General features: G+C 58.2%; 10 protein-coding genes and 1 pseudogene. 3 read left to right on the plus strand and 8 right to left on the minus strand.

The window, feature by feature from the left end:
- Positions 1-958: 958 nt before the first annotated feature.
- Positions 959-1,157: pseudogene (locus ACNYC6_RS24685) on the minus strand (IS630 family transposase); the annotation flags it as partial.
- Between the two features lie 322 nt (positions 1,158-1,479).
- Positions 1,480-3,198, minus strand: a complete 1,719-nt coding sequence (gene mobH, locus ACNYC6_RS24690; protein WP_419709553.1) for a MobH family relaxase — start codon at positions 3,196-3,198, stop codon at positions 1,480-1,482.
- Between the two features lie 224 nt (positions 3,199-3,422).
- On the opposite strand from mobH, the gene ACNYC6_RS24695 reads away from it, so the two are divergent.
- Entirely contained in the window at positions 3,423-3,617 is a 195-nt protein-coding gene (locus ACNYC6_RS24695; RefSeq protein ID WP_419709554.1) for a hypothetical protein, read from the plus strand.
- Positions 3,618-3,743: 126 nt separating this feature from the next.
- Positions 3,744-4,109 (plus strand): histone-like nucleoid-structuring protein, MvaT/MvaU family, encoded by a 366-nt coding sequence (locus tag ACNYC6_RS24700; RefSeq protein ID WP_419709555.1) that lies wholly within the window; start codon positions 3,744-3,746, stop codon positions 4,107-4,109.
- An 81-nt stretch (positions 4,110-4,190) separates the two neighbouring features.
- Here ACNYC6_RS24700 and ACNYC6_RS24705 read toward each other — a convergent pair whose 3' ends face one another.
- The gene (locus tag ACNYC6_RS24705) at positions 4,191-5,129 is read right to left on the minus strand and encodes an ArdC family protein (protein WP_419709556.1); all 939 of its coding nucleotides are present in this window, start codon (positions 5,127-5,129) and stop codon (positions 4,191-4,193) included.
- Between the two features lie 704 nt (positions 5,130-5,833).
- Complete coding sequence (locus ACNYC6_RS24710) at positions 5,834-6,196, minus strand: DUF3085 domain-containing protein (protein WP_419709557.1); 363 nt, start codon at positions 6,194-6,196, stop codon at positions 5,834-5,836.
- Between the two features lie 464 nt (positions 6,197-6,660).
- Between ACNYC6_RS24710 and ACNYC6_RS24715 the strand changes: the two genes are divergently transcribed.
- Positions 6,661-7,017 (plus strand): hypothetical protein, encoded by a 357-nt coding sequence (locus tag ACNYC6_RS24715; RefSeq protein ID WP_419709558.1) that lies wholly within the window; start codon positions 6,661-6,663, stop codon positions 7,015-7,017.
- 4 nt (positions 7,018-7,021) lie between these two features.
- Here ACNYC6_RS24715 and ACNYC6_RS24720 read toward each other — a convergent pair whose 3' ends face one another.
- Genes ACNYC6_RS24720 through ACNYC6_RS24735 form a run of 4 tightly spaced genes read right to left on the minus strand, consistent with a single transcriptional unit; the run spans position 7,022 to position 11,216 of the window.
- Positions 7,022-8,560 carry a conjugal transfer protein TraG N-terminal domain-containing protein gene (locus tag ACNYC6_RS24720; protein ID WP_419709559.1) on the minus strand — a complete coding sequence of 513 codons (1,539 nt, stop codon included), beginning with the start codon at positions 8,558-8,560 and terminating at the stop codon, positions 7,022-7,024.
- 9 nt (positions 8,561-8,569) lie between these two features.
- Entirely contained in the window at positions 8,570-8,875 is a 306-nt protein-coding gene (locus tag ACNYC6_RS24725) for a hypothetical protein (protein WP_419709560.1), read from the minus strand.
- The gene (locus tag ACNYC6_RS24730; RefSeq protein ID WP_419709561.1) at positions 8,872-10,227 is read right to left on the minus strand and encodes an integrating conjugative element protein; all 1,356 of its coding nucleotides are present in this window, start codon (positions 10,225-10,227) and stop codon (positions 8,872-8,874) included. The genes ACNYC6_RS24725 and ACNYC6_RS24730 overlap by 4 nt, the downstream gene beginning before the upstream one ends.
- The gene (locus tag ACNYC6_RS24735) at positions 10,224-11,216 is read right to left on the minus strand and encodes a TIGR03756 family integrating conjugative element protein (RefSeq protein WP_419709562.1); all 993 of its coding nucleotides are present in this window, start codon (positions 11,214-11,216) and stop codon (positions 10,224-10,226) included. Before ACNYC6_RS24735 ends, ACNYC6_RS24730 begins: the two co-directional genes overlap by 4 nt.
- Positions 11,217-11,429: the final 213 nt, after the last annotated feature.

The following is an 11,429-nucleotide window of genomic DNA, read 5'->3' on the forward strand; positions in this document are numbered from 1 at the left end:
GCTTTAATTCAGAAGCGCTAATAGCGTCACTCACAAACTTTTCAGTTGGTCGGCAGTCATTTCGATCTCATGCATTTGGCGCTGGATGAAACCGTTGACGTGCACCAGTATTGATTTATGATCTCGATCCTCGCAAGCGATATTTTAGAACTATAAAATTCCAAATTGGAATGATGTTGAGGGATGACTCCGATCAAATCCCCCAAGCATGCTGAAATATGCGCTCACTAACTGGTTGAACCGCATTTTTACCTGAGTATGTCAACTGGAAAGGGGCAATATTTCAACCACCACCTATGCGGAAACTGACGTTCCGAAGTACCAGAAAATGAATGAAACAGATAATTTTGAGGGCTCTCCGTAACTTGCAAGGAACGGAGTAGACCAGAACTTGGTACGGCGACTTTTACGTGGAAGAGGGCGTCGTAGCAGTATGAATTTTTCAGAACATTGAAATCAGCTTGAAACGATGTGCAAATCAGAGCACATACCAGTCCTTTTTGACGCACAGCTTGCGCGTTTCATTGGAGTTTCTCGAAGGTTGCTTGCTGTGGTAACGCATTACGACCGCACGAAGTTGCTTTAGTCTCGTGCTGGGAGCTGCTTTTCGACGCTGACGATTGCGAAGGGCGGCTTTCAGGCGATTTTTGCACATTGCCACCGTCAGCTTCTGACGGTTGAGGTACTGGTCACCAGCCCGCAAGCCTTCGAGGGCCTACGTAACGTGAAACCGCGAGCTGCGTTTAGACGCAAGCGGAGCGCGTAGGCGAGAGGATGTAAGCCCGAAGGGCCAAGACGCCGGTCTGCGGCGGCTTGGTTCACGACAGCCGTGCTCAAGGAGCCTCGCCCAGCTATTTGCGAGGGGCGCTACCTGCCTCCAGTTCACAAGGTGCAGGTCGTGAAATAGATTCTTCAAGCGCTCTGGCTCCTGCTGCCTTGTACCTAATGGCCTGAGCGGTTAATTCATTAATTTATTTTTGATCATGCTGAGCTTTGCTCTATTTACCGAGCTGATGATGGCTTCAGCCGTTTTGTTCCACTTGAAAGGGCTTGGCCGAGTGTTCGTTATGAGCTTCGATAAATTGGCGGATTGCCGCTTTCAGATCGGCGACGCTGGTGAAGGCGCCCCGATACAGCGCTCGCCGTTCCAGTTGCGCTGTGTTCGGTCGGCAGGACGCCGGAGGAGGGGTAGTCTGAAACGATCTCTACAGGTTTCTTTGGAGGCTAGTTGCGGAAATGGCCGAAAAGATGCGGAAACGATCAGCGCGAGGGCAACAGAAAAGCAAAACCCCAGAAACGACAAAGCCCTGAATAATCAGGGCTTTGTCGTATAAAGATGGCGGAGGCGATTCCCCACCTAATGGTTGAGGTAACCCATCCTGAGACGGGCTTTTATTGCGTAGGCACAGTAACTTTGCCATTTTCAAGCCGCAAGCCGCAAGCCGCAAGCCGCCAGCCGCCAGCCGCGTCTCGTAGCGTTCACGAGTTCAACGTAAGGAATCGATTATCTGTCGGCTGTTCACTAGAAATGGACCTGCTGTCGCGCAGCAGGTAGCCATTCAGAGAACTGGTTTTGCGTGGCCCCTTCACTTTGCAGGTCCAGATATTGTGTCCGTTGGGTCGTTTCAGGTGGAGATCGAGCCGCTCAAAGCGGCGTTGAAGTTGCAGCCATGCATCGTCTTTTTCATCTTTGGTTGTGAGGCGTGAACGCTCACCGACGTAGCGTTGGAAGATTCCTGGTGTGACCAGGAAGAACGTTCCCTCAACCGTATGGACCTGTGCCTTGCTGTCATTGACGAGCAGTCGGTGACTTTGAATCCCTTCGCGCAACCAGTCGACAAAGGTCTCAGCCGGGCAGCTGTCTTCCGAAGGCGTGGTCTCGGGGAAGGCTGCGGAGTGAGTTTTTTCACTGGCAGTCTCCCGACCCTGGAGCATGTCCATGAAGCTTTCCAGATAGCCGGTATCATCCGGCGAAAGCTCGGGGTTGAAAGCCTTGTCGCGGCTGCGCGTGTGCTCGGGGTCTTCCTGTGATTCGCCTGTTTCATCCGCAATTTCTGGACTGCGGGATTTGATAACCACCGAGCCTGCAAACGGTTCTGGCCGGACTTCATCGGCCCAGATCAATGCGGGTTGCAGGCGCAGGAAGGTGAAGCGTTCCTCCCAGTCGTCATCCGAAACCGTGGCGCGCCAAACCGCCTTACCCTCCGGGGTTGCCTCGACCAACCCATGCGATTGCAGTTCATCGAACATCGCGATGTTGGAGGAGGGAATGCCGTCCACGGATTGGGCCAGCAGGCAAGCCCGCAGTTTGTCGGTCGCGGTTTTGCTGACCAGCCACAGATGGTCCTCGGTGAGCCAACCGGCCGCGCCGGGCTGGTTGAGTTTGAACTCATTTTTCACCAGGTGGCGCAACCCCGCCAGCAGATGATGCTGGAGCGAGCGAACGGGTGCCTGCAGCGCCTTGGTCGGGTTGGCACCGATATTCTGTGCCGTAGAGACCCGATCCGCTTGCAGCACCAGTTCCCCTAGTGTGCCGGCGTGCTCATAGTGGTTGGCCAGCAAGCAGAGCAGGTGGCCCCATAAGGCTGGGTAGCCGCTGAGCCAGTCGAGCAGGGGGGGCGCCAGGATCTGGGTGTAGAGCAGGCCGGCGGCTGCGCCATGCAGCTGGTAGTCGCGGCCGACCAGGTAGCGGAAGCGGTAGGGCTGAGTCAGGGGGCCGTGCCAGGGGTGCCAGCGCTCGCCGCTCTGGTATTCCACCTGCAGGTCGACGGCAATCTTGCCGATGTCATGCAGCAGCGCTCCGTAGGCGATGGCGGCGCTCCAGGCGTCGGCCTGCGCAACCTGGTCTTCGGGGGCGGCGTCACTGGGTAACAGGTACGACTGGCGCAGCTTGAGACTACAGGCCACCAGTTCCAGACCGTGGTCGAGCATGCCGCCTGGATAGGCGTGATGATGGCTTTCGCTGGCGGGCAGCTGCTGCACATAGCTGGCGTAGCGGCGAATGGGGTCGAGATAGAGCTGATCGAACTGAGGTTTCGACAGCGCGGTGTACTGCCAGATACGTTCGAGCAACTTTTGCCGGTGATCGGCGGCCAGCAGTGATTCTGCTGACGCGGGAGCCCAGTAGCCCTCGACCACAGGTGCCGGAGCGAGGGCTGCGGCATTACCTTTTTGATGTTTGAGCCACCAGCGCAACATCGCATTACCTGCTTTGCATCCAGGAGGTCCTTTTGCCTTTTCGGGTAGGCCTCTTACCCTTGCGACCCCTTCCATTGTCGCCATTACCCTTTAACCGATGTGCCCTTTTCGCGGACGCGAGAATCTGATCCTGGCCGTTTCGGGTTAGTTAGGGCGATTGGAGTAGCAAACACCCTTTTCGCGTGGTTACACTCAGCCGCATGACTTTCGAAGCAGGGGCGCCGATGACGCTCGCAGACGCAGTATTGATCGTATTGCTGGTTGACCGAATTCACGGAACTGACGCGGCCATTCGAGCAGCGGCCAAACGTTGCGCGAAAAAGCTTCCACGCAGTCAGCGCGATATCTTGTTCAAGATGGGGAGTAGCCCGTCGCCTCGGCAACTCGTTGCCCATCTCTGCCAGGTTTTGGAAGAGTGACTGCAGTGTGTGGGGGTTGAGCGACAAGTCAAAAGTTCGTTCAATGGATTTAGTTTGATCCCTCGGCAATGGGCTTGATCTGAGCTAGCATCACGCCACTTGTCTCACCATCACCAAGGGTTACTCATGTCTAAGCTTGCCGAATTCAAAGCTCTGGAAGCGCAGTTGGCTGCGCAGCTTCAGCAACTGGATACGATGAAAAATGATTCCGGGCTGAAACAGGAAATTGAGTTTGAGCGCAAACTCAAATCTTTGCTGGAAGAGTACGGCATGGGCCTGCGTCAGGTCATTGCCATCCTTGATCCCGCAAAGGGATTGACGGTGAGCGCTGTGAGTGCAGGCACCGGTGCCCAGCGCAAGCCTCGCGATGTCAAGCGCTACAAGAACCCACACAGCGGTGAGGTGGTGGAAACCAAGGGCGGTAACCACAAGATCCTCAAGCAATGGAAGCAGGAGCACGGCGCCGATACCGTCGAGCGCTGGCTGCAGTAGCCGGTTGCCCGGCTGCGCTGCGGCGGGCCGTTTCTGCAGACAAAACAAAGGCCCCAAACGGGGCCTTTGGTGTTGGTGGGGTCATGCCGTCAACCGCTTGCGTGATTCGCTGTCGCCTACCGTCTGCAGCGCAAACAGATATTCTGTGGCCTCGCGCGCCTGGCCGCTGGCGCGGAAAATGGCGCGCTTGTCTTCCTTGAGAATCTTCAACCACGACGCTAGGTACTCCTCGTGCCGCAGTTCGCCCTGAGTACCGGTCATTGCGCAGAGAAACGCTGCGCCCATTTCCGCGACTAACTCTTCAAACGCGTACTCGGCAGAGCCGAAGTGATGCTCGCCCGTGATGCCTTCACGGTTGAGCCGCGAGGCATGACCTGACCAATGCGTCAGCTCGTGCAGGGCGGTGGCGTAGTAACTGCCCACATCCTCGAACTGGCCCTTGGTGGGCAGCTGAATCAGATCCCTGATGGGGTAGTAGCCCGCGTCGTCGCCGTAGCGGTGGTCGATGCGCGCCCCAGTGGAGGCCAAGAGCTGCTCCGCAGGTACATGGTCAATAAAGGCCGGAGGATCATTATGATCATCGGGGAGTTGCTCCTCGTTCGGTAGGCCATCTGCCTGCTCGATGTTGAACAGGCAGTGCGTTCTCAGCAGCGCGAACTGCACCGTCTTGATGTTGCCTTGTTCATCGCGCAGAACCTCACCGTTCTCATCCTGTGCCTCCTTGCTCATGGGTTTGTACAGCACCGCCAGGGTCGACTGCTCGCCCTTGCGGATGTGACCACCGGCCTTGCGGGCTTGGTTGAAGGTCAGCCAGCGATCCTGGCTAAAACCGCGAAGTCGGGCTTCGGCCCACAACAGTGGAATGTTGATGCCGGAGTAGGGGCGCCGGGTAATCGCGTTGGTGGGAAAAGGGGAGTCAACAGCTGAGGCTGCTGTTGACCAAGGTTTGATCCACGGGATCACTCCTTGATCCAGCGCGTTGACGATCTTGTTGGTGACCTCGAGGTAGATATCGGACATGACGTTCTCCAGTTAATGAAAGGGGAACGCTGCCCGGCCGGGAAGGGTTCCCGGTGGGGTGAGTGATGGGCGCTTGCAGTTCGATCCACTGAGGTGGATCAGCAATCCACGGGCGCTTCGTCTGGCAAGCGAATAAGCAGAAATGAGGGGTTGCCAGCTGACGTGATGTGCGTCAGTTGCAGGTTGCGTGACGGGGAGGCCGGTGATCCTGCGTTGGTAGACGGTTCAATATTCAGCGTCATCGAACGTCCCTCACCGCGTTGGCCAAGTGACGTCAACGCCCTGCTCATCAGTGTCGCGAGACGCTGTGCTGAGAGCTCTGGTCGATCGGCGCCGTTGCCGGAAGCCATGACGTATCGCCATACACCAGGGCTAAGAACCACGGCGGTCGAGAAGGTGTTCGTCGTCGACATCGGAACCTCCCAGTATTCGTGCTGTAGTACATAAAGCGCTGCAGTTGGAGTCTGGCTTGCGCCTCCGTAAACTATGCTGTCCTGGTCATTTAACCGCGGTGTGCGGGCCGGTCAATGCTCAGGTCTGTTCCAGAAAAAGGGAGACTTCCATCGAATGCCAAGGAAGATTTTTGTCCCGAAGAACTGGACGAATGGCAGGGTATGTCGCTAAGACTTTGGGCCATTGCAGCGGCTTCCAAATGGGCAGTCTCTCGGGTGTGAGAGGCTGCGTATGCTAGGAAAGTTGCGCCTTCATGATTGTCCCGTTGGGGCAATCTCCGCAGCCAGGGACAGGTGAGTGGGCGTGGCCTCAACCACCAGCGATCCTGCAGTGTCATGCAGGCTGGCCAGGACAGGATCAACGATATCGAGGTATTCGGCGAAGTCATCACCGCCGAATTCGTCACGAGCCCGGCCCCACCAGAGGTCGAACGCGTCGACGTTGGGGTTGCAACCGGTGGCGTAGGCTATGCGTTTGCGGCCACCTTCCGGTTTGCTTTCACCGACCTCGGACATGAGGTAAACACCGTGGCCTTTGACCAGGACAACTCGACAGCCATTGATGCCGGCCTCAGCCAATACCGCGTGCAGTTCTGTGCCTTTGAATCGCAGCATGATGAGATCCTCCAAGGAGTGCAGAGGAATGCCACCCATGCGGGAAGAATTCCCAGCACTGGAACGGATTGAGAGAGTGAGCGTCAAGGATGCATGGCTCAGCGAGCCTCGGGGTAGGAGAGCGTTCATCACCGCGGGGAACGGTGATCGGGCGAGCTGCCGAACGCGAATCGCCTTTGGGATAACCATCACGGGAGTGACGTAGCCTTGAAGGTTGTGGCTACCTGGTTGCTGGAAACCAGCGTTTGCACTTCCGATTTACCAAATGGCCCTGACTATCGTCAATGGCGTTTGGTGTTTGTGTACTCGGTATGAATACACTGAGTACCACTGACGATTATTCAAAAGGATCTGGCGATCAACGGTCGGAGCTTTCAGTTTATTGGGAGTAAGCTGGAGGCTGGATCCAAAAACTCGGTGCGCCCTTGAGCTGCAAGTGAAGAAAGGGGAAAGGAGGGATTTACATGGCATTCCACGCATCTTCGACTTCAAGCCGTACGCCGTTCGGCAAGCATGTGATTCATACCGCAGTCACTTTTGGTCACGCAGTGAACCGTCTTGAAAACAGAGTTCTGCATTCCCGCAGTTTGGCATCTATCCCATTGGGAGTTCGCCAAATCGGATTTCAGGCCCTTAAAGTACTTCTCATGCTTGCCGTTGCGTCAGTTGCGATTTTCCTGGCAATTGGCATGCTTGCGGTGTGGACCCTGGCGGCGTTGCCAATCAGTGCTGATAAAAAACCTCGTATCCACGAGGTGAGCCATCCACGACATCAAGCCAGTTATCCTGAGCTATATGACGAGCATGGATCGCTGGGATAATTGATTATTTCAACCTCCGGGCTCCTGAGATGAGCTGTGATGAACCCTTCTCAGCTTGGACTTGAGCAGCTTCTGTTCCTCGGCTAAAGAGTGTTTGCACACCGCTGCCCACGTTGTAGCCCGCCCAGCTCATCACGCCAAGAAAGAACATCGGCAATACCACAAACATCGCCCCCATAACATACTCAATCACTTGCGCAGTCACCGTCCCATCCATGACTCCTGCCGTCGGCAGCGACAAGAGCGCCTGGTCCGAGGCAGACACCTGGTTGTACAGCGTCTCCAGCATGCTCGAGTCGATCCAGCGTGCGAGTTCCCACCAGAACGTCAGCATGTGCAGGGTGAACAGTGCGAACGTGATCGTCATGAGCGCCTTGAGCTGATAGGTGCTGATGAGCAGTACCAGCGGTAGGCTGATGATCGTGCCCATGATCAGAAAGGCCTGAACCATGGGCAGCGCCGTGCGCAATGCATTCATCGCCGGGAAATTGCTGAATGAGCCCAGGGCCAGGCCGGTATTTGTGGCCAGGTTGTTGAGCCCTTGCGTCAGCGATCCGCCCCGCGCACTGCTGCCGTAGTCTTGGAACACTTGTCCTGGCGCCATGCTCAACGACTGCTGCCGCGGGCTCACCAGCTCGCGGAGGGTGGCATTTTCGATTTCAGTAGTGGTACGGCCGGTGAGCCAGCCTCGCAATTGCGAAAGGAGTGACGGATCGACCTCGGCGACCAGTCGATCACGCAGCCCGATCGTTGGATCACTCCACCACTGCTTGCAGGTCGGGTAGCCAGCGCCGTTGTCGAGTTGGGGTAGGGAGGTGTCCCGGGTCTCGTCGTAGGGCCAATCGACCCTCGGCGTTCGCGATCGATCTGTGTCGTAGTAGCCCGGCGTGTTGAGCAAGAAGGTCGAGCCAATCCAGGAGGCATCGTAGCTCTGCGATTCATCAAGTTCGGGACGATGGGTAAACAGCCGAGAGCGCGAATAGCCGTAGCAATCGCGGGTGAAGTCCGCGACCTCCTGTAGTAGCACCTGGTCTTTGATGCGCGAGCTGTCGATCTCCATTCGCATGGAGCGGATATCTGGTGCACAGGGAATCGAGGCGGTAGCAGCGGCCGTGATGCCTTTGCTCATGGCATGCACGAGAAACCACCACACCGGCACACTCGCTGATTTTTCGCCAATCGTGTTGAAGGTCGCGCCCCAAGCCGTATCGGCAGGTTTGGCCATGGAGACCCCGCACCGTTGGCTGGCCGAATCATCAAAGGTCACGGAGGAAAGGTTCAAGGGGAAGAACGGCATGCAGCCGAACAGGATGACCACGTAGCTCATCCACAGCCGGTTCTCGACGCGAGGGATCGACAGCAAGCCCTTGTTGCCCTCGTCTGCGCCCTGTTGGCGCGCAGACAGCCATTCTTGCAGGATGATCGCGCCGAAGGGGGCGGCGAAAAGTCCCGTATCCGCCAGCGTGTTCCAGATGCCGTTGTTGATGATCCAGGCCAGCAGCGACAGGTAGTACTCAAGGTAGCTGTTGGTGCTCATGCTCATGACTGCACCTCACACACGAGACAGTTCGACCAAGATGATCGAGCCGAAGCCGATCAGTCCCAGTCGCTTGAGCCGGTGCTGATCCTCAAGCGCCGGTCGCAAGCGCAATGCCGTGGTCCAGCCCGTGATGAGTAGGGAATACACCAGTGCGCGCCAGCAGGTGAGATAGGGCGTAGCCCCCCGCGCGTGCGCGAGCCAATCAATCCTGGCGCCCGACTGCTGCAGCGCCATCCAGGCAATCAGGAACATCAAGGCCATGGCGCCGAGAATCAGCAGCACATGGGTAATCGTGGACCTTAAAGAAAACAGCATCATGGTGTGCTCCTGCTTTGGTCCGCCCGATGCAGTCGGTCCGGCTGCGGATCGCGCTGATCGATGGTGCGCGAGGCGTCGGCGCCGCCAGCGTGACGGTCCAGGACCAGGCTGGCAGTGTTGGTGGCCAGCGACTGGCGCACCTGCAGCTCCGTTTGCAGCAGGCGGATCTCTCGCTCCAAGGTTTCCACATTGCCATTCAAGGCCTCGGTAGCAGGCTGCGCCGACGCCACATTGGGCTCATGGCTGCCGGCCAGGAGCGTGCGCTGCAACAGCATCGCCTTGTAGATCACGCTCGACAGCGCGGTTTCGCTGGCCAGGCGTCGGGCCAATAGGTTCTGGTCGGGATCGTCGTGCAAGCCTTCGATGACCCCGCGGGATACTTGCAGCAAAGGGCTGGAGACCTTGCTGAGGTTTTCCGGCGTGGGCTGTTCGGCGCCAGACAACAGTCGCTGCAACCCTTCGAGGTGCTCCGTGTAGGTTTCCTGGATCAGTGGTGAGAGCCCTGTGCCGGCCGTCACGCGCAACGTCTCACAATCGTCGCAGGTCTCGACCTCGGTTTCGCCAAGGACTCTCGTAGCCCACTCGGAGACCTCATCGGGGGTCGACCAGGCTTGGCAGATGGCGCCATTCTGGCAACCAGAGCCGACTGCCGAGGTGTCTTCGACCGGCCGGTTGTGCAGCAGGTTATAGCCTGCCTTCACCACATCCGAGGTGACCCGGATCGGGCGCTGGCCGAGGCCACCGGCTTTCTGCCCGCCGACCCAGCTGACGCCATGGTTGCCGTTGTTCGACTCGGTGTCCTTCACTGCGGTGACGGCATCACCGTCGGATTGCTCAAGGTTGTGCTGCATCTCCTGGTTCTGCGCCAGTGCCCCCCAGCCAGCCTGGTCCACCTTGTCGGCCATTTTGGCGGCCATCGCCTGACAGGTGAGCTTCGACCGGTCAAAGTCGATCCGCCCCTGCAGCACGCCGTTGCTAAGCAGCTCGTACAGACCGGGGTTGGCGCGCTGAATGATCATCGCTGGCAGGGACATCACCGCCTGTGTGGCGTTCTGGATGACATTGCCCATGATCTGTTGGAAGCCCTGTGTGGCGCCATTGAGCTGGTTCTGCAGGGTGTTGGAGAGGTTCATGTTTCCGCACATCATGTTCGCGCGCCAGGACATGCCCACGCCGAGACCATTCGGCCGATAAAGCGAGGAGGGGGCTCCCGCAGCGGATCCGCCACCGATGGTGTACATCACGCGGTCGTCTAAAACCTCGCCCTGATCACCCAGGCGGTAGTCCCCTTCGGCGGCCTGGACGGCAGCCGCTACGAGCATGCATGCCAACCCAAGAGCGAGCATGTTCATCCTTGGCCTCCTTCAAAGTCGATGCTGAACAGCAAGGTCTGGCCCATGCGCTGACAGCAGCGGTAGGGCCGCCACAGCGACCAGGCGTAGCCACCCTCAACGCTGTGGATCGTAGGGCTGGGGAAGATCGCGCAGGTGCTCTGAATCACCGGCGAAAGCAGCTGCCAGCGGTGGTTGTTGACGTTGTTCTCCATCACCGGTTGCGGCGGCCAGTAGCCGGGATAAGGCTTCGGCTGCAGCGGCAGGTAGACATGCGGTTGGCCGACGCGCGTGATGAAGTCACTGGCGCGCTGGGCCATGACGGCGGATGCCTTGAAATCATCGGCCTGCACCAGAAAACCGTGCCGCGGGTAGACGCTGCCCCACATGTTCCCGAGCGCCTGGCTGCCGATCTCGCGCGAGCCCGGGATCAGCGCTTGTGGGTAGGCGGACTCGGGAATGGCCTGACGCCAAGCGAGCGGATCGAGCGTGCTGAGGTAGTAGGGGGCCAGTGGCACTGCCCCGGAAGGGCATGCATAACCGAAGCTGTGCGCCAGGGCGGTGAGCGCCGCCCCGCCGGGATGGCCAATGCCGTCGACATTCTTGAAGCGGAGCAGGTTATCGCGCTGCGGCGAAGGTGTGATCAGGTTGCCACCCCCTTGCGACGAAAGCGTGGGCGCCGACAGTGTGGCCATCTCGACCCACGGACTAGCCCCTGTGTCGGAATAGCTGGATACCACCAGTTCCGGAATGAAGTGGCGGACCTTGGGCGAGGTCTTCACCGTGCAGCCAAATGGGGTGCAGAGGAGCCAGTAGCAGATCCCGACCACCCGGTACTCCAGGCACTGCAGCGAAGTGATGGAGGCGATGATGGCTGGGGTGGTCAGCGCCAGACACTGTTGCGCGGCCATGAACAAAACGGCCGCGGTAAGCGCTCGTCTGCTGCCAGCGAGCCGGCTAGGCGTCCTGACCTTCGGAGATCTGCATCGAGTAGTCGCGGTCTCATTCATGGGTAGCACTCGACAAGAGGCAACGTTGTACATTCGTTGCGTCAAGCTTCAGCATTCCGAAATCGAGCGAGGAAAGGGTCGGACAAACCGACGCCGGAGTGATCGGTTTTGTCAGTAGTCGGCTTGAGGGCGGAAAATCCGCAAAAAACCACCACAGGCGTACAAATAGGCTCCTGGTGTTTTTTGCTCGGGGAAAGGGCTTCTAATATCGCC

The sequence above is a fragment of the Pseudomonas sp. NFX224 genome, assembly GCF_048565165.1.
GTDB lineage: Bacteria > Pseudomonadota > Gammaproteobacteria > Pseudomonadales > Pseudomonadaceae > Aquipseudomonas.